27 protein-coding genes and 1 tRNA gene are annotated in these 26,791 nt (G+C 40.1%); 21 read left to right on the top strand and 7 right to left on the bottom strand.

Going from position 1 to position 26,791, the window contains the following annotated elements:
• The first annotated feature begins 90 nt into the window (after nucleotides 1-90).
• Nucleotides 91-438, top strand: a complete 348-nt coding sequence (gene rplS, locus H7T93_RS00140; protein ID WP_002883489.1) for a 50S ribosomal protein L19 — start codon at nucleotides 91-93, stop codon at nucleotides 436-438.
• A 50-nt stretch (nucleotides 439-488) separates the two neighbouring features.
• Nucleotides 489-560, top strand: a tRNA-Arg gene (locus H7T93_RS00135).
• A gap of 175 nt (nucleotides 561-735) precedes the next feature.
• On the opposite strand, the gene H7T93_RS00130 is transcribed toward H7T93_RS00135, so the two are convergent.
• Together H7T93_RS00130 and H7T93_RS00125 are read right to left on the bottom strand one after the other, a co-directional pair.
• A complete protein-coding gene (locus H7T93_RS00130; RefSeq protein ID WP_201041556.1) occupies nucleotides 736-1,281 on the bottom strand; it encodes a hypothetical protein in 546 nt (181 codons plus the stop codon).
• 75 nt (nucleotides 1,282-1,356) lie between these two features.
• Nucleotides 1,357-1,533 (bottom strand): DUF3042 family protein, encoded by a 177-nt coding sequence (locus H7T93_RS00125; RefSeq protein WP_002883513.1) that lies wholly within the window; start codon nucleotides 1,531-1,533, stop codon nucleotides 1,357-1,359.
• A gap of 75 nt (nucleotides 1,534-1,608) precedes the next feature.
• Here H7T93_RS00125 and miaA point away from each other — a divergent pair, with 75 nt between their 5' ends.
• From miaA to H7T93_RS00105, 4 genes are all read left to right on the top strand, one after another.
• A complete protein-coding gene (gene miaA / locus H7T93_RS00120) occupies nucleotides 1,609-2,520 on the top strand; it encodes a tRNA (adenosine(37)-N6)-dimethylallyltransferase MiaA (protein WP_201041555.1) in 912 nt (303 codons plus the stop codon).
• Between the two features lie 33 nt (nucleotides 2,521-2,553).
• Nucleotides 2,554-3,054, top strand: coding sequence for a GAF domain-containing protein (locus H7T93_RS00115; RefSeq protein ID WP_282184294.1), 501 nt, complete (start codon nucleotides 2,554-2,556; stop codon nucleotides 3,052-3,054).
• Nucleotides 3,054-4,706, top strand: a complete 1,653-nt coding sequence (gene dnaX, locus H7T93_RS00110) for a DNA polymerase III subunit gamma/tau (RefSeq protein ID WP_049545619.1) — start codon at nucleotides 3,054-3,056, stop codon at nucleotides 4,704-4,706. Before H7T93_RS00115 ends, dnaX begins: the two co-directional genes overlap by 1 nt.
• Nucleotides 4,707-4,911: 205 nt before the next feature.
• Entirely contained in the window at nucleotides 4,912-5,097 is a 186-nt protein-coding gene (locus H7T93_RS00105) for a DUF3272 family protein (protein WP_002883500.1), read from the top strand.
• On the opposite strand, the gene birA is transcribed toward H7T93_RS00105, so the two are convergent.
• Nucleotides 5,084-6,022, bottom strand: a complete 939-nt coding sequence (gene birA / locus H7T93_RS00100) for a bifunctional biotin--[acetyl-CoA-carboxylase] ligase/biotin operon repressor BirA (RefSeq protein ID WP_021146940.1) — start codon at nucleotides 6,020-6,022, stop codon at nucleotides 5,084-5,086. The two genes, H7T93_RS00105 and birA, sit on opposite strands and share 14 nt — an antisense overlap.
• A gap of 279 nt (nucleotides 6,023-6,301) precedes the next feature.
• Between birA and metK the strand changes: the two genes are divergently transcribed.
• From metK to H7T93_RS00025, 15 genes are all read left to right on the top strand, one after another.
• The gene (gene metK / locus H7T93_RS00095; protein WP_014634398.1) at nucleotides 6,302-7,495 is read left to right on the top strand and encodes a methionine adenosyltransferase; all 1,194 of its coding nucleotides are present in this window, start codon (nucleotides 6,302-6,304) and stop codon (nucleotides 7,493-7,495) included.
• Between the two features lie 667 nt (nucleotides 7,496-8,162).
• Entirely contained in the window at nucleotides 8,163-9,935 is a 1,773-nt protein-coding gene (locus H7T93_RS00090; RefSeq protein WP_201041554.1) for a DUF4118 domain-containing protein, read from the top strand.
• Nucleotides 9,932-10,849 carry a hypothetical protein gene (locus H7T93_RS00085; RefSeq protein WP_021144278.1) on the top strand — a complete coding sequence of 306 codons (918 nt, stop codon included), beginning with the start codon at nucleotides 9,932-9,934 and terminating at the stop codon, nucleotides 10,847-10,849. Before H7T93_RS00090 ends, H7T93_RS00085 begins: the two co-directional genes overlap by 4 nt.
• Nucleotides 10,846-12,672, top strand: a complete 1,827-nt coding sequence (locus tag H7T93_RS00080; protein WP_201041553.1) for a DUF2194 domain-containing protein — start codon at nucleotides 10,846-10,848, stop codon at nucleotides 12,670-12,672. Before H7T93_RS00085 ends, H7T93_RS00080 begins: the two co-directional genes overlap by 4 nt.
• Nucleotides 12,673-12,694: 22 nt before the next feature.
• The gene (gene pelF / locus H7T93_RS00075) at nucleotides 12,695-14,101 is read left to right on the top strand and encodes a GT4 family glycosyltransferase PelF (RefSeq protein ID WP_201041552.1); all 1,407 of its coding nucleotides are present in this window, start codon (nucleotides 12,695-12,697) and stop codon (nucleotides 14,099-14,101) included.
• On the top strand, nucleotides 14,101-15,552 hold the full coding sequence (pelG, locus tag H7T93_RS00070; protein WP_060972704.1) for an exopolysaccharide Pel transporter PelG: 1,452 nt from the start codon (nucleotides 14,101-14,103) through the stop codon (nucleotides 15,550-15,552). Before pelF ends, pelG begins: the two co-directional genes overlap by 1 nt.
• Nucleotides 15,549-17,315, top strand: coding sequence for a CotH kinase family protein (locus H7T93_RS00065; protein ID WP_207185595.1), 1,767 nt, complete (start codon nucleotides 15,549-15,551; stop codon nucleotides 17,313-17,315). The genes pelG and H7T93_RS00065 overlap by 4 nt, the downstream gene beginning before the upstream one ends.
• Nucleotides 17,305-18,033, top strand: coding sequence for a polyphosphate polymerase domain-containing protein (locus H7T93_RS00060; protein WP_002883511.1), 729 nt, complete (start codon nucleotides 17,305-17,307; stop codon nucleotides 18,031-18,033). Before H7T93_RS00065 ends, H7T93_RS00060 begins: the two co-directional genes overlap by 11 nt.
• A gap of 49 nt (nucleotides 18,034-18,082) precedes the next feature.
• Complete coding sequence (locus H7T93_RS00055) at nucleotides 18,083-18,754, top strand: DUF4956 domain-containing protein (protein ID WP_002890827.1); 672 nt, start codon at nucleotides 18,083-18,085, stop codon at nucleotides 18,752-18,754.
• Nucleotides 18,747-20,168, top strand: coding sequence for a DUF4832 domain-containing protein (locus H7T93_RS00050; RefSeq protein WP_201041551.1), 1,422 nt, complete (start codon nucleotides 18,747-18,749; stop codon nucleotides 20,166-20,168). The genes H7T93_RS00055 and H7T93_RS00050 overlap by 8 nt, the downstream gene beginning before the upstream one ends.
• Nucleotides 20,169-20,182: 14 nt before the next feature.
• A complete protein-coding gene (gene galE, locus H7T93_RS00045) occupies nucleotides 20,183-21,196 on the top strand; it encodes a UDP-glucose 4-epimerase GalE (protein WP_195917784.1) in 1,014 nt (337 codons plus the stop codon).
• Nucleotides 21,197-21,387: 191 nt separating this feature from the next.
• Nucleotides 21,388-21,624 carry a DUF1146 family protein gene (locus H7T93_RS00040; protein WP_037603973.1) on the top strand — a complete coding sequence of 79 codons (237 nt, stop codon included), beginning with the start codon at nucleotides 21,388-21,390 and terminating at the stop codon, nucleotides 21,622-21,624.
• A gap of 67 nt (nucleotides 21,625-21,691) precedes the next feature.
• A complete protein-coding gene (murA, locus tag H7T93_RS00035) occupies nucleotides 21,692-22,963 on the top strand; it encodes a UDP-N-acetylglucosamine 1-carboxyvinyltransferase (RefSeq protein WP_038675881.1) in 1,272 nt (423 codons plus the stop codon).
• 1 nt (nucleotide 22,964) lies between these two features.
• Entirely contained in the window at nucleotides 22,965-23,153 is a 189-nt protein-coding gene (locus tag H7T93_RS00030; RefSeq protein WP_013990684.1) for a DNA-directed RNA polymerase subunit beta, read from the top strand.
• A gap of 60 nt (nucleotides 23,154-23,213) precedes the next feature.
• Nucleotides 23,214-24,095: a DNA/RNA non-specific endonuclease gene (locus tag H7T93_RS00025; protein WP_038675882.1), complete on the top strand. Its 882-nt coding sequence runs from the start codon at nucleotides 23,214-23,216 to the stop codon at nucleotides 24,093-24,095.
• A 74-nt stretch (nucleotides 24,096-24,169) separates the two neighbouring features.
• On the opposite strand, the gene H7T93_RS00020 is transcribed toward H7T93_RS00025, so the two are convergent.
• The 4 genes from H7T93_RS00020 to H7T93_RS00005 all read right to left on the bottom strand — a co-directional run.
• On the bottom strand, nucleotides 24,170-24,820 hold the full coding sequence (locus tag H7T93_RS00020) for an amino acid ABC transporter permease (RefSeq protein WP_021145490.1): 651 nt from the start codon (nucleotides 24,818-24,820) through the stop codon (nucleotides 24,170-24,172).
• Between the two features lie 11 nt (nucleotides 24,821-24,831).
• Entirely contained in the window at nucleotides 24,832-25,530 is a 699-nt protein-coding gene (locus tag H7T93_RS00015) for an amino acid ABC transporter permease (RefSeq protein ID WP_155213477.1), read from the bottom strand.
• 17 nt (nucleotides 25,531-25,547) lie between these two features.
• On the bottom strand, nucleotides 25,548-26,381 hold the full coding sequence (locus H7T93_RS00010) for a transporter substrate-binding domain-containing protein (protein WP_060775855.1): 834 nt from the start codon (nucleotides 26,379-26,381) through the stop codon (nucleotides 25,548-25,550).
• A gap of 11 nt (nucleotides 26,382-26,392) precedes the next feature.
• Nucleotides 26,393-26,791 (bottom strand): ATP-binding cassette domain-containing protein (locus H7T93_RS00005; protein ID WP_142917855.1); only part of this gene is annotated, 399 nt, incomplete at its 5' end.

Below are 26,791 nucleotides of genomic sequence, written 5' to 3'. Positions count from 1 at the left end.
AAGAGTGTGTAATGGACACACAAAAATAACGGCTAATCCGCTGAGACACAGAGGTTGCTCTTAAGATTAGTAAGATAGGAGTATATAAAAATGAATCCATTGATCCAAAGTTTGACAGAAGGTCAACTTCGTACTGACATCCCATCATTCCGTCCTGGTGACACAGTTCGCGTTCACGCGAAAGTTGTCGAAGGAACTCGCGAACGTATCCAGATCTTTGAAGGTGTAGTTATTTCACGCAAAGGTCAAGGGATCTCAGAAATGTACACAGTTCGTAAAATTTCAAGCGGTATCGGTGTAGAACGTACTTTCCCAATCCACACTCCACGTGTTGAAAAGATTGAAGTTGTACGCTACGGTAAAGTCCGCCGTGCTAAACTTTACTACTTGCGTGCTTTGCAAGGTAAAGCTGCACGTATCAAAGAAATCCGTAAATAATTTACAGATTTCACCGAAAAAATCTGTCCTCGTGGCAGATTTTTTCATAAGTCCTCTTAGTTAAATGGATATAACAACTCCCTCCTAAGGAGTCGTTGCTGGTTCGATTCCGGCAGGGGACATTTTTAAGCCTTTAACCATGCGGTTTTAAGCTATCTTGCCCCAAATTGAAGCCAAATGTACTTGACGCCTATTGAATTATAGGTGTTTTTTTGATAAGCAAAAACCCTAGTCAGGATTAGTCCTAACTAGGGTTCAAAATAGAATACTGGTGATGATTAGTAGTCTGTTATCTCATTAATTGGAATTGGCACTTGTATCTGTACTTGATGATGCTCGTGGGTACTCGTAAGGAGTGTTATCAACGTCGTCAACCCACTCATTGCTCTGATCAGTTGAGCTTGCGGGATTGCTTCCTCCACCAGCACCTGCGGCGAAGGCTGCATCGTGACCACCACCGCCTCCTCCGTTAGTGGCATAAGAGCCATCTTCTGGCCCGCCCCAACCTCGTCCGCCTTCAGCAGGCTTGGATTTATCTTGATTTCCATCTTGATGAGGTGTTTGGTTGTTTTGTTTTTGATTTGCTTCTTGAGCAGAAGGAGATGCTTGATGCTTATTTTCGTCCTTAGCCTCCTTCTTATGATCTTCCGTCGAAGTAGCTCTTGAAGATTTAGTATTCTCTTTTTTATGAGATGAGCTACTTTTTGATGAAAGGCTGTGAGAGATGTGATGCGTTTTTGCTGTTGGCTTTACAGGTTCTTTTAAATGTTTTGATAAATAACCGAAGAGAAAGAAGAAAGCTAGCAAAGAAAAGGTGATGATATTATATTTTTTTCTTTTCAAATTTGGCTCCGTTCCTAGTCATAGATGAAGAGTTAAAAATAACAGTAAAAAACCAGGTTTCCCTGGTTCTCATTATTAGCGGCTTACACGACGGCGAGCTGCTTTTTTACGGTTTTCTTCGATGAAAGCCAATTTCTTTTCTTCTGGTTCGATAATGGTTTTCTTAACTGCGAAGACAGCACCTGCTACAGTAGCAGCAGTTCCGATAACGCCAGTAGCGACACCTTTAGCGAATGAATGTTTTTTAGCCATGAGACTATCCTCCGTATATGTTATAATATGCTTATATTATCTAAAAAAATATCTAGAATAGCAAGTGAAAACATTATGAAAACCAAACTTATTGTAGTAGCTGGTCCTACTGCTGTGGGAAAAACAGCGCTTGGAATTGAATTGGCCAAGCGTTTTAATGGCGAAATTATTTCAGGAGATAGCCAGCAGGTTTACCGACAATTGAATATAGGAACCGCCAAGGCCACTCCTGAAGAGCAGGCAGCAGCAGTACATCATCTGATTGATGTTCGCGATGTTGATGAGACCTATTCAGCTTATGATTTTGTGACAGAGGCAGAGGCTGCCATTACAGATATCGTTAGTCGTGGTAAGCTGCCTATTGTAGTAGGAGGAACAGGTCTCTATTTACAAAGTCTCCTAGAAGGGTATCACCTAGGGGGACAGGTCGATCAGGAGCAGGTTTTAGCCTATCGCTCGGAATTAGAGCAATTATCTGATCAGGAACTTTTTGAAAAAATTGATCGCTTAGGTATTGAGATTAAAGAGATTAACCGTCGTCGTGCTATTAGAGCACTTGAGCTTCATCGTTTTTCGGAGAATCTTGAAAATACTGAGACGACTTATGATCCCTTTATTATCGGATTAGATGATGAACGTTCCTTAATCTATGACCGAATTAATACACGAGTAGATAAGATGGTTGAACATGGTCTCTTGGAAGAAGCCAAGTGGCTGTACGATAATTATCCTAATGCCCAGTCAGCTCGTGGTATAGGCTACAAGGAGTTGTTTCCTTATTTTGCTGGGAACCAAACCTTGGACGAAGCCTTGGAAAAACTCAAGCAAAATACGCGTCGATTTGCTAAACGGCAATTAACCTGGTTCAGAAATCGAATGACTGTTAAGTTTTATCAGATTTCTAGTCCAGAATATCCTGAAAATGTCGTTCAAGATCTTGAATTATTTTTAAATGAAAGGGAAGGAGAAAAGGTAGGTCAATCTTAGTTTTAAGAACCAATCTTTGCTATAATGGTAGTTATGACTAACGAAGAAAAAAAATCAGCCTATGAATTAATGCTAGCACAGGCTAAGGTGCTTTTTGCCAATGAAGACAATGCTTTGGCCAACTTTTCTAATGCCTCAGCTCTCTTGAATACAACCCTGCCGAATTCTGTGTTCACAGGCTTCTACCTGATGGATAATGTCAAGAATGAGTTAGTCCTTGGTCCTTTCCAAGGTAATGTTTCTTGTGTTCGAATTGCCCTAGGTAAGGGTGTTTGTGGCCAGTCTGCAGCAGAAAATAGAACCTTAATTGTCGAAGACGTCACCAAACACGCCAATTACATCGCTTGTGATTCCGCTGCTCGAAGTGAAATTGTTGTACCAATGGTAAAAGATGGCAAATTAGTTGGTGTTCTCGATTTGGATTCTCACCAAGTAGGAGACTATAACCAAGTAGACCAAGATTATCTTGAAGCATTTGTCAAAATTTTACTTGAGAAAACCGAGCTTACATTTGGAATGTTTGAGGTAAACTAATGTATCAAGCCTTATATCGTAAATACCGTAGTCAGACCTTTGGCGAAATGGTTGGTCAAAAAGTGATTTCAACCACGCTCAGACAGGCGGTAGAGTCAGGGAAAATCAGTCATGCCTATCTCTTTTCTGGGCCACGTGGTACCGGTAAAACCAGTGCGGCGAAAATCTTTGCCAAGGCTATGAACTGTCCTAATCAAGTTGATGGTGAGCCTTGTAATCACTGCGATATTTGTCGCGATATTACTAACGGAAGTCTCGAAGACGTGATTGAAATTGATGCCGCATCAAACAATGGTGTAGATGAGATTCGTGAAATCCGTGATAAATCAACCTATGCTCCAAGTCGTGCGACTTACAAGGTCTATATTATCGACGAGGTTCACATGCTTTCGACAGGTGCCTTCAATGCTCTTTTGAAAACCTTGGAAGAACCAACCGAAAATGTTGTCTTTATTCTAGCGACCACTGAATTACATAAGATTCCTGCAACCATCCTCTCTCGCGTTCAACGTTTTGAGTTTAAATCGATCAAGCAGGGAGCTATTAAAGAGCATTTGGCTTCAATCCTGGAAAAAGAAGGATTAACCTTTGATGATGAGGCTTTGACCATTATTGCTCGTCGTGCGGAAGGTGGTATGCGTGATGCTTTGTCAATCTTAGACCAAGCACTGAGTCTGTCTCCTGACAATCATGTCAGCCAAGCCGTAGCTGAAGAAATCACTGGTTCTATTGGTTTAACAGCCTTAGACAGTTTTGTCGCTAACGTTCGCAATCAAGAGACTACGCAAGCTTTATCAAATCTTGAAACTCTTTTTGATAATGGTAAGTCTATGAGCCGTTTTGCGACGGATCTCTTGGAGTATTTTCGTGATCTTTTGATTGTCAAAGCGGGCGGAGAGAACAGTCACCATAGTCCCCTTTTTGAAGAGAATCTTTCTCTGGAGCAAGACCGACTTTTCCAACTGATTGACTTGGTTACAAGTGCCTTGCCAGAAATTAAAACTGGAACACATCCTAAAATCTATGCGGAAATGCTGACTATAAAATTGTCAGAGACTCATACTCAGGTTTCACAAGAAATTCCAGGGAATTTACAAGAAGAGTTAGATAGTCTTCGTCGCGAGGTAGAAGGTCTACGTAAAGCTCTTAAAGAGGGCAAAGTCCAAGGAGAAGTAGCACCAACTCGAAAAGCCAAACCTGCTTATCAGTACAAGGTGGATCGTGAAAAGATTCTCACGATTATGCGTGAAACCATGGAAAATCCTCAGAAATCACGCCAGTGTCTGGATGCCCTAAAGGCAACTTGGCCTGAAATCTTGGATTCTATTAGCCCACAAAATAGGGCACTTTTGAATGGCTCAGAGCCTGTATTAGCCAATCAGGAAAATGCCATCCTAGCCTTTAATGCTGCCTTTAATGCTGAACAGGTCATGAAACGCAGTGATCTCAATGATATGTTTGGTAATATCATGAGTTCAGCTGCCGGTTTCTCACCTAATATTATGGCTGTTCCAAAAGCAGAATTTGAAAAACTCCGCACAGAATTTGCACGAAGTCTCAAATCCAAAGAAGAATTAGAAAAAGAAGATCGTGAAGAGTATATCCCTCAAGAACTCGAGTTTCTCTCTGATGTAGTAGAAATAGAGGACTAAAAAGGTCCAGTGGACCTTTTTAGGTCCGAGCCAAGAAACACAAAAGCGAGGAGGTCCAGTGGACCTTTTTAGGTCCGAGCCAAGAAACACAAAAGCGAGGAGGTCCAGTGTAATTTGATAGATTTCTGAAGCTGTTCCATCCGTGTAAAAATGAAAAGAGCCTAGACTGCTTGTCCTAGGCTCTATCTATTGATATAATAATCTTATGATTCAACAAATTTTGTTTATTACGCTTGAAACTATTTTTGAAACGGTTTGTTTTAATTACAGTTTACAGCACGGCTATTACTTTTTTACAGCCTTTTTTGGTTATTTACTGTTTCGTCGTCTTTGGACAACTTACGTTGTTTCACGCATTGCGCGTGCAGCCGACAAGTCTACCAAGAAGTAAGGCTCACTTCGCCAGCGGTCAACCATTTTTCCTGACCATCATCAGTAAAAACGAGAAGTTGGCCCTTATCGCCAATTTCCTTGGCAATACCAGTATAAGTCCTTCCAGCTTGTTCAAAGGTCACTTGTTTGTCTAAAACGAGGGACTTTTCTTTATAAACTTTGACCAAATCGCTAGTAGGAATGGTTAAAAAGAGTTTCCAAATTTCTGAAATGAGCTGGTTTCGAGTGATGCTTGGTTTTTCAGAAGTAAAAAGACTAGTAGCTTTATTAGCTAACTCTTCAGGGAAATCAGTGATTGAGAAGTTAAGCCCAATCCCGATAATGACATCTGTGATGCGACCAGATTCGATAGAACTAATGGCTTCGGTAAGGATACCAGCCATTTTTTTGTTGTTGAGGTAGATGTCATTAACCCATTTGATTTCTGTATTGATGCCGGTTAGACGCTGGATAGCTTTGACAATAGCAGCTGCCACCATCATCGTATAAGGGGGTAACTCCTCAAAATGACAGTTGGGCTTTAAGTGGATACTCATGTAGATACCACCTTGTGGACTGGCAAAGAAGTGACGTTCAAATCGTCCTTTGGCTGCCTTTTGACTTGATGCCAGATATAGTGCAGGCGTCGGATTAATCTTTTCCATGCCATGTTTAGCATCTAGTTGGGTAGAGTTAGAATCTGGATTAAAGTAGACTGGAATGTTGAGTTGCTTAGAGATGTCTTGAGGAAGAAGAATATCTCCCTTTTCTAAATAGTAGCCTTTCTTGCGGACACTTGTAATGTCAATTCCTTGTTCTTGAAGTGTTTGAATTGCCTTCCAAATGGCTGTCCGTGAGACACCAAGGCTTTTAGCCAAGCTCTCTCCCGTCACAAAATCAGGACTCTTCGATAAGATGTCATAAACGTGTTCATAAGTTTTCATATCCTAAGTATAATACAAAAGATGGTAAAATGCTCACTATAACTTATTGATAAGGCTTGATAATAAATAACTATATGACTAGACTGAAAAAACATGATATAATAGACGGTAGTTATTAAGTCCCGATAAGGCAACAGTCATCCTAGAGTTGGCTGTTGGTTCTTTGTAACTTTTTAACGGCGTTTAGGTCTACCAGGAGCATAGCGTTTTACCTATTAGGAGACGGTTAAATCCGTGCTATCTAATACTATTTTTCATATTAAAAGGGGGACATTTTATATGTCAGAACGTAAACTTTTCACGTCTGAATCAGTATCTGAGGGGCATCCAGATAAAATTGCAGACCAAATTTCAGATGCCATTCTTGATGCGATTTTAGCAGAGGATCCAGATGCACACGTTGCAGCAGAAACAGCTGTCTACACTGGTTCTGTCCATGTTTTCGGTGAAGTTTCTACAACAGCTTATGTGGACATTAACCGTGTGGTTCGTGATACTATCGCTGAAATTGGTTATAACAATGCAGAATACGGCTTTGCGGCAGAATCTGTAGGGGTTCACCCATCATTGATTGAACAATCACCAGATATTGCTCAAGGTGTCAATGAAGCACTTGAAGTTCGTGGAACTGGTGATCAAGACCCACTTGATCTTATCGGAGCTGGTGACCAAGGTTTGATGTTTGGTTTTGCTATTGACGAAACTCCAGAGTTTATGCCACTTCCAGTTAGCCTTTCACATAAATTGGTTAAAAAATTGGCAGATTTGCGTAAATCTGGTGAGATTTCATACCTTCGTCCAGATGCTAAATCTCAGGTTACCGTTGAGTATGATGAGAATGACCAACCAGTACGTGTTGATACAGTCGTTATCTCAACGCAACACGATCCTGAAGCGACTAACGACCAAATTCGTCAAGATGTCATTGAAAAAGTCATTAAGGCAGTTATTCCAGCCGAATACTTGGATGATGAGACTAAGTTCTTTATCAACCCAACAGGTCGTTTTGTTATCGGAGGACCTCAAGGGGACTCTGGTTTGACTGGTCGTAAGATCATTGTTGATACTTATGGTGGCTACTCAAGACACGGTGGTGGTGCCTTCTCAGGTAAGGATGCCACTAAGGTTGACCGTTCAGCTTCATATGCAGCTCGCTACATTGCCAAAAACATCGTAGCTGCTGGTCTTGCTAAGAAAGCAGAAGTACAATTGGCTTATGCTATCGGTGTTGCTAACCCTGTGTCTGTCCGTGTTGATACTTTCGGAACGGCGACAGTTGCTGAAAGTAAACTTGAAGCTGCTGTCCGCGATCTCTTTGACTTGCGTCCGGCAGGTATCATTCAAATGCTGGATCTTAAACGTCCTATCTATCGTCAAACAGCGGCCTATGGTCACATGGGACGTACGGACATCGATCTTCCATGGGAAAAATTGGACAAGGTAGATGCCCTCAAAGCGGCTGTAGAAGCTTAAAAAGATTTAATATTACTTTCAATTTAATAATATCAAAGTAACAGAATTTAATTTTTTTGAATTCTGTTTTTTTGTTTTGAAAATAAATAATATGAATTTTCTGACTTTAAACACTTGTAAAGCCTATGGATTGAGTGATTTAAGGATAAAAACTACTAGCTATAGATAAATTCTTTTGGTGAAAACCTTTGAAAGGAGTTGAAAAATAAGAATAAATTGCTATAATAAAAGTGACGATGTAAATATAAAACTAGAGTCATTTTAGATTGATAGAGTAAGAAGAAATACCTTTAAATAAGGTTTAACAGGTGTTAGATAATCTAAAGTGATCTGGTTAGTTTGTGATTTCTTGGGGAAGCTAATCAACATAACAAGATATTTAGTTAGTCAATTTAATCTATTCTTTAATAATATTAATTTACGTTAATGTTTATTTAGAATGATCTTGTTCTTTCTTATATTTTTAAAATCTTTAAGAATCTTCAAAAGAGATTCAGATGAGAGTTACGTGCTCACTCATTGGGGAGGAGGCCATAACTTTCAAAGAGCTTTCTTAAGAAAGGCATTACATGGTGGTCTTGAGATTATTGGGAAATACTTGAGACTAATGATTAGAATGGGTAGAGAGTGTAGTTAAGGGGACACTCTTAAAAGTGGGGAGAAGTTTATGAATATTTTGATACTTGGTAATACTGCTGGATTAACAAACGATTTCATTTTGAAAACGTTTCCTAATCAAGCAGTTTTTATTTTTGGTCATACAGGTGTAAAGAACTCTCGTAAGAATAAAATCACCGTATATACCAAACATTATGAGAACAATCAATTAGAAGATGTTTTTGATTTTCATGATTATGATCAAATCATCTATTTTTCGGAATATCTCAATTATGGACATGAAAGTTCAGGGGAGATTGAAAATCTCATCAGATTGTTAGAGTGTCTTAAAGATAGAAAAAACAAACGTTTACTTTACATTACAGGTCCTGTCCTTGAGGATGGGAAACGAAGCTTACAGACGACAACTAAGGATACCTTATTATCTTGGACTCGAGAATTTGGGGTCAACCTTAAAGTTCTGCATAGTCCCTTTCTTTATTCAGTCATTAATAAAGAAGATTATCTATATAAACTGTTTGTACGTTTAGACGATCATGAGCAGGTGGAGTTGAAGGAGTCATCACAAAGTCAGGCGACTTTTATCAGTCTATCTGACTTGGGAGATTTGCTTCACAAATTATGTGAGCGATGGAATGACATCTATGAAAGTATTATTATTCCGGATCCCTTCCAACTGACTTTTGGTGAGCTCTTGCAAGCTTTGGATAAATATTTCCCTAACAAGCAGGTTCATTTCTTAGAGGAAAGAAGAATTAGGAAATATGATAACGATCCTGAAAAGCACCATGATTTGCGTGATCGATTCGCTTGGTTTATGCGTTATGCCTTGGTGCGTGACTTGCCAGATATTTACGAAGACTATCAAAAACAGCGAAAAGGGTCTTTGCGTGTTTCTAAGTTCCGCAATATCGTAGATAATATCGTTAAGCAAAAGAGAAATAAGAAACTTGCTGCGGTTGTCGCGACCTTCTTAGTCTTTGAAGCCTTTCGATATATGACTCAAGGTCAGTTACAGTTCCAATTGATCGACCTACGTTTGCTCTTTGTTGTCTTGATTAGTACAGTTTTGGGCATGGGTTATGGCTTGTTCTCAGCAGTCCTTGCAATTATTGGTTTGACAATTAGTCAAATTTTGTCTGGAACTAGCTGGCAATTGCTTCTATACAATACGGATCGTTGGGTTGCTTTTATTGCCTATATCTTTATTGCTGTGGTTTGTGGATTTGTAGAAATGAAGAAAAAAGATGACAAGCTACAACTAGATAAACAATTGGAAACAGTTAAGGAAGACTATCTTATCCTTAATCAATCCTACCATACATTACTTAATGAAAATAAAGACCTGAAAAATGCCTTGTTGGCAAGTCAAGATGGTCTTGGAAAAGCCTATTCTTACTTTGTGACTTTAGATCATGCTAGTGTTGAGAAGGTTCTCAGACAGACGCTTGATTTGGTTTCAGAGATTTTGAATGCTCCAGTTTCACTATATGGTGGTGGTCCTTTCCAATATGAACTTTTTTTGGGAGATAACGATAAGAAGCAAGTATCTTTGACAGATTTTAAAGAAGTTGGAGATGCCTTCGGTCATGGACGTGTCTGGGCTAATAAATCATTGCTTGAGAATCGTCCAGCTTATGCCATGGAAGTTAAGACCAAGGGAGAGGGTACCTTTATCATTTGGGTAGAAGCTGTTCCTTTTGTAGCTATGTCTACTAAAGTGTTAAACGAGCTTGAGGTTCTTTCAAAAATGAGTCGTTCTTTCATTGAAAAGGCAGAACTTCTTGAACAAGCTAGTCATCAAGGGAGGGTTGCACAATGATTCCAGTCCTAATTACTAGTATTTTAACGGTTTGTTACTTCCTATCTATAGCACTTGTCTATAAAGCCATTGTTAGTGGCAGATCAGATTTAACCATTTTTTACTTGATTTTCCCAATTGCTTTACCTTTCTTTGGTGCCGGTCTGATTCATATGATTTCTAAGCCAAATCCTGGTAGACACCGTCGTGGTCAAGAAGCAGCAGTTGGTGGCAAAATTAAAGATTTGACCATTGATTTTGGTAATATCGATGATTTTCAACGTCCTAAGGAATTGGTTGAAGAAGACATCGTTCCTCTTGAAGAGTCTCTCTATTTGAATAAAGCTAAAGAAGCTCGTCAGCAATTGATGGGATTAGCTAATAATGATCCATCTCATTTTATGGATTTGCTCTACTTGGCTCGCTTAAATGAGGACAGTGAAATTGTTCACTATGCGACAACCTTTATTTCTGAAATTTCAAGTCAATACGATGAGAAGTTGAGTGCCTTTGAGAAACGTTTTGAAAAGGGTGAAGCAGACTTTGACCTCTTAACCGAGTATTGTGATTTTATGGAAGATTACCTCTCTAAAGAACTTCTAAGTAAACAAATGGAAGGTTTGCTTCGTAAGGAGTACGAGGAACGTCTCTTGCAAAAACTTAGTCACGGAACGACTGCTAAAGACTTAGTGAGAGTTATCCATAATGAACTAGCTCTTGGTTTGTATGATTTGGCTCAAAAGCATTTGACACAGCTTTCAATTAAATCAAATGCGGATGATGTGTATTATTTGTATTTGGAATATTACTATCAAACTGGTCAGTTTGATGAATTTAAAAACATGATTCGTGAGATGCAAGGCAAACAGGTTGTTCTTTCTAAGGACAAGCAAGATCTCTTGAACTTCTGGCAAGGAAAAGAGGTGATGGCATGAAATTAGGTAAAAAGAATGTTATCCGCAAAGAAACCTTGCTAGGTGTCGGACTTATTTTGTGTCTTGCCATCGGACTCTTTGTTCAAAAGAAGGGAGAATGGTACCCAACTCAAGGTAAGGAAGCCTATCTTACTGGAAAAGTACCATCTACGGCCTCAGTGGTCAAAAATTTAGATAAAGATACGCTGGTTCTTTATGATAGTGAAAACGAGACGAGTCAAAGGGCTTGGAAACAGTTCGAGCAAATTCTAAAAGATATGCGTATGGGAGCTAAGTTAGTCGATGTGGCTAAACACGAGTCCTATTCACTTTCAGACTATAAAAAAGTAGTTCTTCTTGTCACTGACCTATCTCGAATGGAGGACCAGGTTCAGCCTCTCATGGACTGGACTGAAAAAGGTGGTCAAACACTTTTTGCAGTAACCATGGGGAAAGAAAGTAATCTGGATGCCATTGATCATAATCTTGGCGTGAGTTATTCCAACTTTGAGATGGATGAGGTCAAGGAAATCTACGTGGATCCTGACTTCATGATTGGTGGGGGACGCAATTATAAAATTGAAGAACCTTTTGAGTCAGCCAGAAAAGTCTCTCTTGAAAGTGATGTTAAGGTGCATGCTAAAACAACAGATGATTCTCATACACCGTTGATTTGGGAAAAATCATACGGCAAAGGGAAGTTTGTCGTTGATAACCTTGGAATCTATGAGCGTAATATCCGTGGTATTTATGCCGCTTCTTATAGCCTTTTGACTGAAGCGACAGTTTATCCGGTAATCAATGGCTCTACCTATTATATAGATGATTTCCCATCACCTGTTCCAGCCGGAGATGGTCGTTTCGTTAAACGTGACTACGACATGTCTGTGTCTGAATTTTACACCAATGTTTGGTGGCCAGACCTTCTTAAGCTGCATGAAAAGTATGGTATCGTTCATACAGGTGTGGTCATTGAAAACTATGAGGCTCAGACAGATGGTAAAATTGTTCAACAAAACGATTTAGATCGTTTCAAGTATTTTGGAAATTCACTTTTGGCTAATGGTGGTGAGCTTGGATATCATGGTTATAACCACCAACCTTTGAGTCCTTCATCTGTTAAATATGGTGAAAAGTATGCCAGCTACAAGACTTGGAAGGATAAGGCTGCTATGAAGGCCAGTCTGTCTGAGTTGATTCGTTTTGTCAACCAACTCTTTCCTAAAGCGCAAAAATCAGTCTACGTTCCACCATCAAATATCCTTTCAAAAGAAGGGCGAGAGGTAATCGTTAATGATTTCCCAGAAATCAAGGCTATCTCAAGTAACTATTTCCCAGGAGATTTCACTTATTCGCAAGAGTTTGAAGTGTCACCTGATGGAATGATTGAAGAGCCACGTACAGTTTCTGGTGCGGTTTGGGACGATTTCTCACAGATGACGGTCTTTTCTGAAATGAATATGCACTATGTCAATAACCATTTCCTTCACCCTGATGACGTTCTTGATGTCGATCGTGGTGCAGAATTGGGTTGGGCAAAGATGTATAAGGCTTTGGACAAGGAAGTTAGTTGGGTCCACAATATGTCACCTTCGCTCAGGAATCTAACAGGTTCAGAATTAGCAGGTGCTGTTCAGCGTTACGGTATTTTGAAAGTTTCTCAAAAATATACCAAAGACGCCCTAAAAATTGATCTTGAGAATTTTCATGATCATGCTTACCTTATGGTTCGTTTAAATCAAAACGAGGTTAAGAAGGTAAAAAATGGTAAGGTTACGCATTTAACGGGTGATCTTTACCTATTGGAGGCTACGAATAAGTCAGTCACCATCACATTAAAATAAGGCAAAATAGGGGAAAATGCCGATGAAGATATGTTTAATTCTTGAAGGGTCCTATCCGTATGTTCACGGTGGTGTCTCTACTTGGATGCATCAATATATTACAGAAATGAAAGAGCATGAATTTGTTCTTTGGGTTGTGGGGGCAACGCATGAGCAAAAGGGAAAGTTTGTTTATGAACTTCCTGAAAATGTCGTAGAAGTACACGAAGTCTTTTTGGACTATGTTGTGCCAGATAAAGAAGAAGACATAAAGCCACATCAGTTTACAGATGAGGAAAAACAAGCGCTTAAAGATATGGTTTTTTGTCAACAACCTGATTGGAAAGTCTTGTTTAAACTTTTACAGGATGGTAAGGTCGTTCCTAACGATCTCTTGAGTAGTGAGGCCTTTTTTCAGGTCTTGAAGGATCTCTGTAGTGAACGCTACACGCAGCTATCTTTTTCAGATGTTTTTCACACGATCCGTTCTATGCTGTTTCCACTTTTAAATATTTTATCCTGTCCACCTCCTGAAGCAGATGTTTACCACTCAATCTCTACAGGTTATGGTGGTATTCTTGCAACTTTGGGAAGTTTGACCTATGACAAACCTCTCTTCTTAACTGAACACGGGATTTATACGCGTGAACGTGAAGAAGAGTTGCTTCGTGCGAAGTGGGTTTTACCTACAATGCGCCATCAGTGGGTAAGATTCTTCTATATGTTGTCTGATGCGATTTATCAAAATGCTGAAAAAATTACCAGCCTCTTTACGAAGGCCAAGGAAATTCAGATTGAGATGGGGTGTGACCCAGAGAAATGTCAGGTTATCTCAAACGGGATTGACTATGATGCTTTTTCTCAAATTCCTTTGAAAGAATCGGATGGTTGGATTGATATCGGAGCTGTGGTTCGTTTGGCTCCAATCAAGGACATTAAAACCATGTTATATTCTTTCTACGAATTGGCCCAGCAGGTGCCAAACGTTCGTTTGCATATCATGGGTGGTATAGATGACCAAGAATATGCGGATGAGTGTTTTAGTTTGGCTGATAAGATGGATTTGGGAGATCGTCTCCTATTCACTGGTCGTGTTAATATTCGAGAATATATGAAGAAAATTGATTTTACGCTTTTGACCAGTCTTTCTGAGGGCTTGCCACTTTCTGTTTTGGAATCAATGGCGGCTAGTCGTCCTTGTGTGACGACAGATGTCGGATGTTGTCGAGAATTGCTAGAAGGTCGTGAGGATGACAATCTAGGGATTGCAGGATTTTGTGCACCACCTACTTGTACAGGGCCTCTTGCAGAAGCTATGAAGAAGATGGCGATTAATGATAAAAGACGGCTTGAAATGGGTGAAATTGCGCGTAAGCGTGTTGAAGCGATATATCAATATCCGCAAATGATTGGTCAGTACCGACGCTTATATGAGGAGGTGGCTGTTTAATGGCCGGTATTGGATTTGAATTACGTAAAATTTACAATGAGGATAGCCTTTTTTCAAAACAAAAGGCCTACGCTTATGCTGGAATTGTGTATACCGGCCCTATGCTTTTGGGGATTTTACTTACAGCTGGTGTTGTTGTTCTGACAATGGTAGCGGGAATCAGTGAAAATGAGCGTGATTATATTCTTTCGAACTTAACCTACGCTATCATCTTTTCTCTCGTGATTACCAGTCTCTTTTCTCTGGTGGTAACCCGCTTTGTTGCGGATATGCTCTACGAGAAGAAATTTGAGACTATTATTCCTTCATTTTATGCGTCGAGTGCCTTGATGCTTATGATTGGGACACCACTGTATGCGCTCTATCTAGCCTTGGCTAGCCGAAGCTTAGCAGAAGTAGCTATGGGTGTTTTGCTCTTTGGTGAGCTTTGTCTTGTTTGGAATGTGATTACCTATTTGACAGCGATTAAATCCTATAAAGAAATTATCAAAGGTTTCTTTTTAGCGATTGGTGTGACGATTGTCTCTGGGTTACTTAGTATTTTCCTACATCAAAAGTATGGTATATTCCTAAGTGTTTGTTTGGGATACGGTGGAATGATGTTTTGGATGGTTCGTCTGATCCATGATTATTTCCCATCTAATCTTAAAATGTCCTTTGAGTTTTTGAAATGGTTTGATCAATTTTCAGATCTTGCCAAGACTGGACTTTACATGTTGGTGGCCCTCTTTGCTCATATTGTTATTAACTGGTTTGGACCAATTAGTAAGAGTTTTGATGGCTTCTTCCGTACAGCTCCAGTCTACGATGTGCCGGCCATGTTAGCCTACTTAACGACTTTAGTATCAACACTTAATTTCGTTATGTCTGTCGAGGTTTCCTTCTATCCGCATTTCCGACGTTATTTTAAGCTCTACAATGAAGAGGGAAGTCTTTCGGATATTCAGGAAGCTGAAACCCAAATGTTGGATGTCATGAGTAATGAGCTCAAATATGTTTTTTGGAAACAATTGCTAGCGACAATTTTCATCATGTTCTTCGGAAGCGTGGTTTTGACTTACTTACCAATTGGTTTTAACAATCAAATGCATGGTTACTTCTTAACGCTATGTCTAGCTTATGGTCTCTATGCTGTAGGTAATGTGAATATCTTGCTTTTGATGTATTTTGCAGATTATAAGGGTGCCAAGAAGCTTGCCAAACACTTTGCCATTCTGACAGTAGTTTTGAGTTTTGGTTCTCAGTTCTTGGACTCAGCCTTCCTAGGCTATGCCTTCCTGATTTCTTCTTTAGTTCTTTTCATCGAAAGTGGTCAGGAAATCGATAAATACACAAGTGATCTTCAGTATCATTTCTTAGGAAGCCAAACCATGGTATCTAAGAAAGACGTGGGCTATTTTGAAAAATGGACTGAGCGTTTAGAAAACATACAAAAGAGGTGGGGGAAATGAATAGGAAAAAGAGTTTAGCAGCGGTTTTGTTGCTCTGTACGGTATTTGGTTTTACAGCATGTGGAACCAAGGAACAGACAAAAAACGGTGTGACAACTAAAAAAGTAGATAAACAAGCGGCCACTGATATCTCTAATGTACACTTAAGAGACAAAAAGAGTCTCTATGATAAAGATCATACCAAGGTAACGACCATGTACCTGACTGTACGTCGAGGAGATGCTACAGAAAATCAAAATCACTCATGGTCTGAGGTCAACCAATATTCTGTTGAAGATTATCAGAAGATGGGTGTTAAACGATACCAAGTAGCAGGTCTTCTTCAAGTTGGTAATGAGTACGGTCCTGTGTCTGGTGAGTTGGGTTATGATCAGGACGTGCCAAACGCCAGTGTTCAGATTCGTGGGGAAAGTTCAAGTAAGAACGCCCAAAAGAACTATAAAATCAAGATTAAAAAGAACAAGGGCGAGTGGAACGGCCAACGTACCATTAACCTTAACAAACACCAGACTGAAGCCCTTCGCTTTAGAAATAAGTTGTCCTATGACCTAATGGAAGAAATTCCTCAACTCATGGGTGCTAGAACAAGTTTTGTTCACCTCTACGTTAAGGATGAAACCTCTGACAATCCATCAGGTAAATTTGAGGATTATGGTCTCTACACGCAAGTCGAACAGATTAACAAAAACTATCTGAAAGATCATGGTCTGGATGAAAATGCCAACCTTTATAAACCAAACTTCTTCGAATTCTTCCGCTATGAAGATACGATTGTTAAAGAAGAAGATCCTAAATTCGACAAGGATAAATTCGAGAAACTTTTGGAAATCAAAGGTAGCCATGATCACACCAAACTTATTGATTTTCTAACCAAGCTCAACGATCCATCGGTGAAGATTGAAACCATCATGGACAAGTATGTAGATCCTGAGAATATCCAATATTGGATGGCCTTCCAGATGTTACTTGGTAACGATGATACACAGAGTCGTAACATGTATCTCTACAGCCCACAAAACTCAACCAAATGGTACATCATTCCTTGGGATAACGATAGTATCTTGATGAAGAATGAACGTCGTTTGGTAAGTAAAGACAGCGACCAAGCCAATAGCTGGGAAGTCGGTGTCAGCAACTATTGGGGGAACCAACTTTTCCAACGCTTGCTCAAATCAAAAGAGTTCCGCAAGGGACTAGATGAGAAGATGGATGAGCTACGTAAGACGATTACTGGTGATAAGATTACTTCTATGAGTAATGAATACGCAGCAGTCATTAGACCTTACCTAGCTAAGATGCCTGACCAAATGCATGCTAAGACAACTCCTGACAATTACGACAAGATTTTGGCAGATTTGCCAAATGAGTTGGAGAACAACTACAAGATTTATAAAACAAGTCTTGAAAAACCACAACCATTCTTTATCAATAAGCCGGAAGTAGCCAATAACAAATTGAAATTAAGTTGGGGTGCCTCTTACGACTTCAATAACAGCAAGTTGACTTACACAGTTGAGTTAGCTAAGGACTATGAATTTAAAGACAAGGTCTTTGAAAAATCTGGTCTCAAGACCCTCAGTGCTGAAACAGATACCTTGCCTAAGGGACAATACTTCGTACGTGTGACTGCAACTAATGAGGCTGGACAATCACAACGTGCCTTTGACTACTATGTCAATAGTGATAACTCTAAACAATTTGGTATCATGAGCTTCTTTGTCCTCGAAGATGGAAAAATTGGGGTAGATGGTTATGAAGACTAAAGAGAAGCCCTTTCGCCATGAGTTGAAATACGTCATTGGTGAACCAGAAAAGGCCCTGTTGACTGAGCGTTTCAAACATTTGATTCAGTTGGATAAGCATGCGACAAATGGTGGTTATACCATTCGAAGTCTTTACTTTGACGACTATTGGAATAGTGCCTATGCTGAAAAAGATGCAGGTATTCTGGTTCGTAAAAAATATCGGATTCGTATCTACAATTTCGGGACCAATAGTATCAAGCTAGAGCGTAAGAAAAAGGTTGATACCTACATTCTGAAAGAGGATGCACCACTAACTGTCGAAGAATTTTATAAAATCATTGATGGGGATTATGACTTTCTCTTGAAAAGTCCCTATCCTCTCTGTCAGGAATTTTACTATGAATGTGTTAGTAACATGATGCGTCCACGGACCATCGTTGATTATGAACGAGAGCCGTGGGTTTATGACTTTGGAACAGTTCGCTTAACCTTTGACCAAAATGTCAGAGTAGCGGTTGGAAGTTTTGATATTTTTGATCCGGACTTACCAACAATTCCAGTCATTGATCCGGAAAAGATGGTTTTCGAAGTTAAATATACAGAGTATCTGCCAAAGATTGTCCAAAGTGTCTTGCCAGGGAAAGCAGACATGATGGCTGTCTCTAAGTACGTATTGGCTTATGAAAAATCTCAGTATCTAAATGGTTTTGAATACTGGGAAGATGGGAATATATAAATCGGAAAAGTGCTAAGTTTGGAAGAACTTAGTATAAAAAGGGGAATTTATGAGTGTTCAAGACTTTATAAAAAAATCTATTTTGCAGTCTGATAACTATGCGACGCAGTCACCGTTTCGTATTGTTATCGTCTTGCTACTTGCCTTGTTGATTGGAGCCTTTATCTATAAGGTTTACCAGCATTTCTTTACAGGCGTTATTTATTCACGCAGTTTTGCCATGACTTTGGTCGGTATGACCTTGCTTACGTCAATGGTAACACTGGCAATCAGTTCAAACATCGTTATCTCACTTGGTATGGTCGGTGCCCTCTCTATCGTCCGTTACCGTACTGCAGTTAAGGATCCTATGGACTTGCTCTATCTTTTCTGGGCAATTACCTCAGGGATTACGGTAGGGGCAGGTATGTATGTCCTAGCCGTTGTAACGTCTATCGTTATCCTACTGATGCTTATTGTCTTTAGCCGCTTGCAAGAGACTGGTAAGGTGTATATCGCTGTGGTTCACTTTGATGGTGAGCACACAGGTGACAAAGTTATTCAAGAACTTGGTCGCATCAAGCACTTTATCAAGTCTGAAACTATGCGAAAAGACAGTGTTGAGATGGCTATTGAAGTCTTTGTGAAAAATAACGACCTTACCTTCGTTGAAAACATTAAATCTATCGAAGGTGTCAAAGACCTTACGCTGATCCAATACAACGGCGAATACCATGGCTAGAAGACGTGAGAAGAAAAGTTGGAGTAGTCGAAAGAAGAAACTTTGGCTCGTCATCTGTCTAATCATCATTACGAGTGGTCTTTATGCCATTTTTGTGTATTTAAATACCAGAAACACAGGTACCAAGTTTGAATATACGCTTTCAGACAAGAGTTTTGGGAATCCGCTCATGGGTTATGTCCCTTCAGCTGAAGAAAAAACAGTTTCTGAAGACATTCACCTAGTCTATGTTGATATTACATGGAAAGAATTGGAACCTAAAAAGGGCCACTATAACTGGGAAACAATTGAAGAAAGTAACCAGTTTAAACGATGGAAGAAAGAAGGCAAGCAGGTCGTCTTACGTTTCTTGCTAGATTACCCTGGCAAATCAAGTCATAAGGATATCCCTAACTGGTTGGGAAATGAAATTTCTGACCTTGGGGATGCTTATAGCACATCCTACGGTAAGGGATTTTCACCAAATTACCAAAATAAACGGCTTAGAAAATACTATAAAGATGCTGTTACTGCTATGGGACAGCGTTGGGGCAATGATGATTTTATCGCCTACATCGAGCTTGGTGGCCTAGGCCACTGGGGTGAGTGGCATGTTCACTCAGATGCGGGCATTCGCCAATTGCCACGAAAAGAAGTTCGTAAGGACTACATTGCTCCGTTTCAACCAGCCTTTCCTAAAGCAAAGATTCTTATGAGAAGACCTTTTGATACAGGTTTGGAAGGTGATTTTGGAATCTACAATGATGTCTTTGGAGACAAATCAGCAACTAAAACCTGGTTAAATTGGATTCAAAATGGTGGATCATATGATCAAACCCAAGAGCAAGCTGCCTTGAAAGCCATGCCTAAGGCCTGGGAGAAAGCACCAATCGGTGGTGAATTAACAAGTTCGCAGTCTATGTCTACTTTGCTTGGTAATAACTTAGACGAGCTTACAGATGAAGCCAAAGCAGCTCATTTGACCTTCTTGGGTCCAAAGGTTGCTGAAGATATTGGTGACGGGCAAGCTGCTTATAAGGAACTCTTGAAGAACATGGGCTACCGTCTCTGGGTATCAGGTTTGACAATTTCCAAAGGAGAGAGCAAGGTTGAAATTACCCTTAATTTGGAAAATTCTGGGGTTGCCCCTTTATATGGGGATTGGCCTGTGGTATTATACTTGTGTAATGCTAATGGTAAGGTTCTTCAAGCCCAACAACTTGATTGTCGTTTGTCAGAATTGCTTCCAGATCAAACAACTGAACTTAAGGCAAGTTTCGCCTATTCTAAAGATCAGAACTATCAAGTGAAGCTAGGAATTCTATCTCCAATGACACAAGAGCCTTCGGTTCATTTTGCCATGAAAGGTTTTGAAGGAGAAGTCATGCCTAAATTAGCAACGATTCAAAAGAATCAAAAAGGCACTGGCAAGTAAGAAAGGAAAAATAAATGTCTATTTTAATTACAGGAGGGGCTGGCTATATCGGTAGCCACACAACCGTTGAACTCCTTAATGCAGGTTTCGATGTAGTCTTAGTTGACGACTTTTCAAATAGTTCACCAGCAGTACTTGAACGTTTGGAAAAGATTACAGGTAAAAAATTTCCATTTTATCAAGGATCAATTTTAGATACTGATTTTTTGGATAAGGTTTTCACAAATGAAGATATTGAGTTAGTTATTCACTTTGCGGCCTTCAAGGCAGTGGGTGAATCTGTTCAAAAACCTTTGAAATATTATAAAAACAATATCAGTGGTACCATTACTCTTCTTGAAAAAATGAAAGAATATGATGTTAAAAACATCGTCTTCAGTTCAAGTGCAACAGTTTACGGTACTAATAATCCTTCTCCAATGACGGAAGATATGCCAACGTCAGCTATTAACCCATACGGTTATACTAAGTTTATGATGGAACAAATTCTTACAGACGTAGCTGCTTCAGATCCGTCATGGTCAGTCACAAATCTTCGTTATTTCAATCCTATCGGTGCTCATGAAAGTGGTTTGATTGGGGAATTGCCAAACGGTATTCCAAACAACCTGATGCCATATATTACACAAGTAGCTATCGGTAAACTGCCTGAGCTTAACGTCTTTGGGGATGACTATCCAACTCCAGATGGTACAGGTGTGCGTGACTACATTCACGTTCTTGACCTGGCCTCAGGTCACTTGGCTGCTGTCAAATATAATTTGAGTCATAAAGGTGCTGAGATTTTCAACTTGGGTACTGGACATGGTTATAGCGTTTTGGATCTCGTTAAGACTTTCGAAGCTGAAAACAAGGTTGCTATCCCATACCGTATTCAAGGACGTCGTGCTGGCGATATTGCTACTTGCTATGCCTCTCCTGAAAAGGCCAAAGAAGTCCTTGGCTGGGAAGCTAAGAAGACCTTGAAAGAAATGGTTAGAGATTCATGGCGTTGGCAAACGACTAACCCAAACGGTTATGAAGACTAAGTAGCATAACTCAAATTATCAGTTCCTAGGGAGTGTAAGATAAGCACTAGATTATTTTAAACTATGCCTAATCTAGTAGCTTCAAAAATAAAGAGAAGAGGAGTGGGAGCGGTCACTAAATGATTACAGATTTAGAACTGTCTCACCCTCTTTTTATGTTTAAGCTTAGCTTTCTATGGTATAATGAAACTATGACTATTATTAATCAATTCGTCACTTTGGCGAGTCACCTTGTATTTATAGGATTGAGCTACCAAATGCTGATTAGCCTTTTTGATTGGGCGAAGATCATCAAAAATCCGATTGAAAATACTGGTAAATTGAAACTCTTTTTGCTCTTTATCAGTATTGCCTTAGGCTACCTTATCAGCTCCTTTGTTCTGGCGGTTTTAGCTTTTGGACAGAATATGGCTAGCTCGATTTCTTAAATTAGTGATTTTAAAAGACTTTTGATATAATACAAAAAGATGAAAATGACCCTTGAAAGGAATCCTTATGGATAAAATTATTGTGCAGGGTGGCAACACTCGATTAAGTGGTGAGGTTGTCATTGAAGGTGCTAAAAACGCTGTCCTCCCTTTGTTGGCAGCGACTATCTTGGCCTCAGAAGGTCAAACAACCTTAACTAATGTTCCAATCTTGTCAGATGTTTACACGATGAATAATGTTGTTCGTGGTTTAGATATTGCTGTAGACTTTGACGAGGAAAATAATACCGTTGTCGTTGATGCTAGTGGAGAAATTCTCGATCAAGCACCATACGAGTATGTTAGCAAGATGCGTGCGTCAATCGTAGTTCTTGGACCTATTCTTGCCCGTAATGGTCACGCTAAGGTTTCAATGCCTGGCGGTTGTACGATTGGTAGTCGTCCAATCGACCTCCACCTCAAAGGTTTAGAAGCAATGGGTGCTAAAATTACCCAAGTTGGTGGTGACATTACTGCGACAGCAGAAAACCTTAAAGGTGCAACTATTTATATGGACTTCCCATCTGTTGGTGCCACTCAAAACCTTATGATGGCAGCAACTTTGGCTGATGGTGTTACAACCATTGAAAATGCTGCGCGTGAACCAGAAATTGTTGACTTGGCCCTCCTTCTTAACGAGATGGGAGCAGACGTCAAAGGTGCTGGAACTGAAACGCTCGTGATTAAAGGTGTTAAAGCTCTCCATGGTACTAAACATGCGGTTGTTCAGGACCGTATTGAAGCCGGTACTTTTATGGTAGCGGCAGCTATGACTTCTGGAGATGTTCTCATCAAAGATGCTATCTGGGAACATAACCGTCCTTTGATTTCAAAATTATTGGAAATGGGTGTCGATGTTAAGGAAGAAGAAGGTGGCATTCGTGTTAAATCTGATATTTCTCAATTGAAACCAGTAACCGTTAAAACTCTACCTCACCCAGGTTTCCCAACTGACATGCAGGCTCAATTTACAGCACTTATGGCAGTGGTAAACGGGGAATCAACCATGATTGAAACTGTCTTTGAGAATCGCTTCCAACACTTGGAAGAAATGCGTCGTATGGGACTTCATTCAGAAATCCTTCGTGACACGGCTATGATTCACGGTGGTTTGCCACTTCAAGGTGCTCAGGTTATGTCTACTGACCTTCGAGCTTCAGCAGCACTTATTCTTACAGGAATGGTAGCTGAAGGAACAACGACTGTTGGTAAATTAACACACTTGGATCGTGGTTACTATCAATTCCATGAGAAACTAGCTAAACTAGGAGCAAATATTTCACGTGTAAGTGAGGCTTAGTATGGAAACTGGTAAAGGCTATGTTTTTCGTCAATTATTACTTGTTTTGAGTGTGTGTGTGATTGGCCTTGCTTTTCTAGCTATCGGTTTGATGGTTGGCTATGCTGTTTTAGGAGAGGGCAAGGATCCAATAAGCATCTTAAAACCAGAAACTTGGCAGGCAATTGTTGCTAAATTTACAGGAAAATAAAGGGAGTGGGAAGTAATCCCGCTCCTTTAGTCATGACATTCATATAAAAGAAAGAGAACAATGGCAAAAAGAAAGACATCTTTAACAAATAAACAGAAACGTCAGCTAGTCTCGTTACTGATAGCGGTTTTGATTGCAGTTTTAGGTTACGTTGGAACGAGTAATAAGCTCTCACCTAACAATCCAATCAAGCAGGTAGCTAGTCTAGTCTCGGGAAAATCCAATAACTACGTCAAATCAAACGGCTCAACAAGTGGGCAGTCTACGCCACAAGAGCAACTCGCAGAGACGGTGATGACCAGCTCTGTCAAGAGTCAACTAGGAAACGCCATAGAATGGAATGGGGCTGGTGCCTATATTGTTAACGGTAATAAAACCAATCTTAATGCTAAGGTATCTAGCCAACCCTACGCTAATAACCAAGTTAAAACGGTTCAAGGACAAACGGTTCCTACAGTTGCGAATGCCTTGTTAAGTAAAGCGACCAGACAGTACAAAAATCGTCAAGAAACAGGGAATGGCTCAACTTCTTGGACACCAGCTGGATGGCATCAAGTTCACAATCTTTCAGGAGAGTATAGCCATGCCGTAGACCGAGGCCATTTGTTAGGTTATGCACTTGTAGGTGGTCTCAAAGGATTTGATGCCTCGACTTCAAATCCAGAAAATATTGCCGTTCAAACTGCTTGGGCTAACCAAGCTAATAGCGAAACTTCCACAGGCCAAAACTATTATGAAAGCCTGGTACGAAAAGCTCAAGATAAAAATAAACGTGTCCGTTATCGCGTTACCCTCATTTATGAAGGAGATAACCTGATTCCATCAGGATCACATCTTGAAGCCAAGTCAGCAGATGGCTCGCTTGAGTTCAACGTCTTCGTTCCAAATGTCCAACAGGGAATTACCCTAGATTATTATTCAGGGAAAGTAACGGTGAATTAATGAAAAAACGACTCCGGTTGGAGTCGTTTTTAGTATCTAGAAAAACAAAAACCCACCCGCAGGTGAGTTTTTGTTTATTCACTAGCTTGCTCCCATTGTTTAGAGAGGTAGCGAGAGTAGCTAGAAATAGCAAAGTTAACCACGAAATAAGCTAAAGCCACAATACCGTATAAGGTAAAGATTTGACTAGGTTCGTAGTAACCACCCATCAAAATTTGACTCTTACCAAACAATTCTTGTAAGGCGATAACAGAGTAAAGGAAAGAAGTATCCTTGATAACTGTTACGAATTGAGAAATGATAGATGGCAACATCTTACGAATAGCTTGTGGGAAGATGATGTAAATAAAGATTTGTTTGTTGTTAAATCCTTGAGACAAACCGGCTTCCGTTTGACCTTGGTCGATAGAGTTCAGTCCCCCACGAATGATTTCCGCCAAGGCAGCAGAGGTAAAGACCGTGAAAGAGGTAATCCCTGCCGCAGTTGACTTGAGTTGGAAGACCAAGAAGATGATGAAAATCCAAAGCAAGTTAGGAACGTTACGGACGAACTCAACGTAGATAGAAGCAATCCAACGAAGGATAGGATTCTTTCCGTTACGCATCACCGCCAGAATAGTTCCGAACAGGGTAGATAGCACGATGATGAAGAAAGACAAGTAAAGAGTCGTCCACATCCCTTGTGCCAAGAATTTAAGGTTAGTAGCTGATAAAACTTCTGACATAGTGGACCTCCTTAGTACGCTTTCTTATTCTCTTCTTCTTTACGACGTGCCCATGTAGCTAGAGGGAAACACATGATAAGGTAGAGGAAGGCAGCCCCAGCAAAGGCCGGCACATAGTTAGTGGTATCATAAGCCCAAGCCTTAGCCGTGAACATGATATCTGCCCCAGAGATAATGGCAACTGTAGAAGTATTCTTAATCAAGTTAACCACTTGGTTGGTCAATGGTGGCAAGATAGTACGCACGGCTTGAGGCAAGATGATGATACGCATGGTATCAGCGTAGGTGAATCCTTGAGACAAAGCCGCTTCGGTTTGACCTTTAGGAACTGCCTCGATACCTGTACGAATAATTTCAGAGATATAGGCTCCTGTGTAGACACCCACACAAAGGATAGCTGTCAATGAAATTGGAATCATGACATGACCATCAGTCAAGATTGAAATCCCATAGAAGACAACCACAAATTGCACGAGCAAGGGTGTGTTCTGGAAGATTTCGACATAAACACGTGAAATGCCACGAAGGGCCTTGTTGTGAGTCGAACTCATAGCTCCAAAGATAAGCCCAAGAAGAAGGGCAACAATCAAGGCACCAATTGAAATACCAAGGGTGTAAAAGAAACCTTTGGCAAATTGCCCAAAGTTAGCGAAGAAAGCAGCCCAACGTTCAAGAGCGAAAGGACTAGCCGTTTCAGTTAAAAGATACATAAATTCAGGACTCCTTTCTATTTATCTTCAGCCTTAGCTGGTTTCAAGTGATACTTATCGTAGAGTTTTTGAAGGCTACCATCTTTTTGCCATTTAGCAATCAAATCGTTGGTATAATCAATCAACTCTTGGTTAGACTTGCTTGAGGCAATACCGTACTCTTGTGTTTTGAAACCTTCTTTTAAGGTTTTAGTTTTCTTACTTTCATATCCAGAGAGAATAGATTTATCAACTGAGAAAGCATCTACACGGTGAGCGTAAAGAGAAACAGCCAATTCTGGGAAAGATCCTAGTTGGACATAGTTGAACTTAAGGTTATTAGCTGAAGCGTATTCTTGCAAAGCAGCCTTAGTTGACGCCCCTTGAGAAACACCGATAGTCTTACCATTCAAATCTGAGATTTTGTTAATACCTGAATCTTTAAGAACCAAGAAACCGATTTGGTCATAGTAGTAAGGAGTTGAGATAGCGTAAGAAGCCTTACGTTCATCATTGATGGTATAAGTAGCGATAAGCAAGTCGATAGTTCCGTTATCCATAAGTGGTTCACGGGTTTGCGTAGTTACTGGGATATAATTCACTTTAACTTTTAACTCATCAGCAATCTTCTTAGCAAGATCAACTTCCATACCTTCGTAGGTATTAGTCTTAGCAGAATAGTAACCAAAGTTAGGAACGTCTTGCTTCACACCGACATTGAGTGTCCCTCGCTTAACAATCTTTTGGACTGCTTTACTATCAAAAAGCTTACTAGTGTCTTCCGCCTTAGTCTTGTGACTCGTGATAAGAAAAATAGTGAGTATTGCCAAGCTTGCAACAGTTAGGTAACGTAAGATTTTTTTGAAAATCATAGGCAACCTCCTTAGGCATCCACTTGGACATTATCAGAGTTGTGATCGATAATCTTAGAAAGGAATTGAACCGCACGAGGTTCAGTTGGATTGTCAAAGAAACCATCCACATCCGTAGTGTCTACAAGAACTTGACCTTCAGCCATGAAAATGATACGGTCAGCCACACTGCGGGCAAAGCCCATTTCGTGGGTAACAACCACCATGTTCATGCCACCTTTGGCAAGCTTTTGCATAACCGCAAGCACGTCACCGATAGTCTCTGGGTCAAGGGCTGATGTTGGTTCGTCAAAGAGCAAGAGTTCAGGATTCATGGCAAGACCACGGGCAATTGCGATACGTTGTTTTTGCCCACCAGAAAGCATACCAGGGTATGAATCTTTCTTGTCCCACATGTTAACGTAGCGAAG

Source organism: Streptococcus sp. 9.1 (assembly GCF_016648815.1).
Taxonomy (GTDB): domain Bacteria; phylum Bacillota; class Bacilli; order Lactobacillales; family Streptococcaceae; genus Streptococcus; species Streptococcus salivarius_E.
Note: the sequence above shows the minus strand (reverse complement) of the source record. Positions and strands in the feature narration are given on the sequence as shown.

Excerpts from the sequence above, each read along its gene's own strand:
- pelG (WP_060972704.1), top strand. The coding sequence starts at position 14,101 with ATGGCCGGTATTGGATTTGAATTACGTAAAATTTACAATGAGGATAGC.
- galE (WP_195917784.1), top strand. The coding sequence starts at position 20,183 with ATGTCTATTTTAATTACAGGAGGGGCTGGCTATATCGGTAGCCACACA.
- H7T93_RS00055 (WP_002890827.1), top strand. The coding sequence starts at position 18,083 with ATGAGTGTTCAAGACTTTATAAAAAAATCTATTTTGCAGTCTGATAAC.
- H7T93_RS00090 (WP_201041554.1), top strand. The coding sequence starts at position 8,163 with ATGAATATTTTGATACTTGGTAATACTGCTGGATTAACAAACGATTTC.
- H7T93_RS00080 (WP_201041553.1), top strand. The coding sequence starts at position 10,846 with ATGAAATTAGGTAAAAAGAATGTTATCCGCAAAGAAACCTTGCTAGGT.
- miaA (WP_201041555.1), top strand. The coding sequence starts at position 1,609 with ATGAAAACCAAACTTATTGTAGTAGCTGGTCCTACTGCTGTGGGAAAA.
- H7T93_RS00010 (WP_060775855.1), bottom strand. The coding sequence starts at position 26,381 with ATGATTTTCAAAAAAATCTTACGTTACCTAACTGTTGCAAGCTTGGCA.
- dnaX (WP_049545619.1), top strand. The coding sequence starts at position 3,054 with ATGTATCAAGCCTTATATCGTAAATACCGTAGTCAGACCTTTGGCGAA.
- H7T93_RS00025 (WP_038675882.1), top strand. The coding sequence starts at position 23,214 with ATGGCAAAAAGAAAGACATCTTTAACAAATAAACAGAAACGTCAGCTA.
- metK (WP_014634398.1), top strand. The coding sequence starts at position 6,302 with ATGTCAGAACGTAAACTTTTCACGTCTGAATCAGTATCTGAGGGGCAT.
- H7T93_RS00030 (WP_013990684.1), top strand. The coding sequence starts at position 22,965 with ATGGAAACTGGTAAAGGCTATGTTTTTCGTCAATTATTACTTGTTTTG.
- H7T93_RS00105 (WP_002883500.1), top strand. The coding sequence starts at position 4,912 with ATGATTCAACAAATTTTGTTTATTACGCTTGAAACTATTTTTGAAACG.
- rplS (WP_002883489.1), top strand. The coding sequence starts at position 91 with ATGAATCCATTGATCCAAAGTTTGACAGAAGGTCAACTTCGTACTGAC.
- H7T93_RS00060 (WP_002883511.1), top strand. The coding sequence starts at position 17,305 with ATGAAGACTAAAGAGAAGCCCTTTCGCCATGAGTTGAAATACGTCATT.
- H7T93_RS00020 (WP_021145490.1), bottom strand. The coding sequence starts at position 24,820 with ATGTCAGAAGTTTTATCAGCTACTAACCTTAAATTCTTGGCACAAGGG.
- H7T93_RS00065 (WP_207185595.1), top strand. The coding sequence starts at position 15,549 with ATGAATAGGAAAAAGAGTTTAGCAGCGGTTTTGTTGCTCTGTACGGTA.
- pelF (WP_201041552.1), top strand. The coding sequence starts at position 12,695 with ATGAAGATATGTTTAATTCTTGAAGGGTCCTATCCGTATGTTCACGGT.
- birA (WP_021146940.1), bottom strand. The coding sequence starts at position 6,022 with ATGAAAACTTATGAACACGTTTATGACATCTTATCGAAGAGTCCTGAT.
- H7T93_RS00115 (WP_282184294.1), top strand. The coding sequence starts at position 2,554 with ATGACTAACGAAGAAAAAAAATCAGCCTATGAATTAATGCTAGCACAG.
- H7T93_RS00125 (WP_002883513.1), bottom strand. The coding sequence starts at position 1,533 with ATGGCTAAAAAACATTCATTCGCTAAAGGTGTCGCTACTGGCGTTATC.
- H7T93_RS00050 (WP_201041551.1), top strand. The coding sequence starts at position 18,747 with ATGGCTAGAAGACGTGAGAAGAAAAGTTGGAGTAGTCGAAAGAAGAAA.
- murA (WP_038675881.1), top strand. The coding sequence starts at position 21,692 with ATGGATAAAATTATTGTGCAGGGTGGCAACACTCGATTAAGTGGTGAG.
- H7T93_RS00040 (WP_037603973.1), top strand. The coding sequence starts at position 21,388 with ATGACTATTATTAATCAATTCGTCACTTTGGCGAGTCACCTTGTATTT.
- H7T93_RS00085 (WP_021144278.1), top strand. The coding sequence starts at position 9,932 with ATGATTCCAGTCCTAATTACTAGTATTTTAACGGTTTGTTACTTCCTA.
- H7T93_RS00015 (WP_155213477.1), bottom strand. The coding sequence starts at position 25,530 with ATGTATCTTTTAACTGAAACGGCTAGTCCTTTCGCTCTTGAACGTTGG.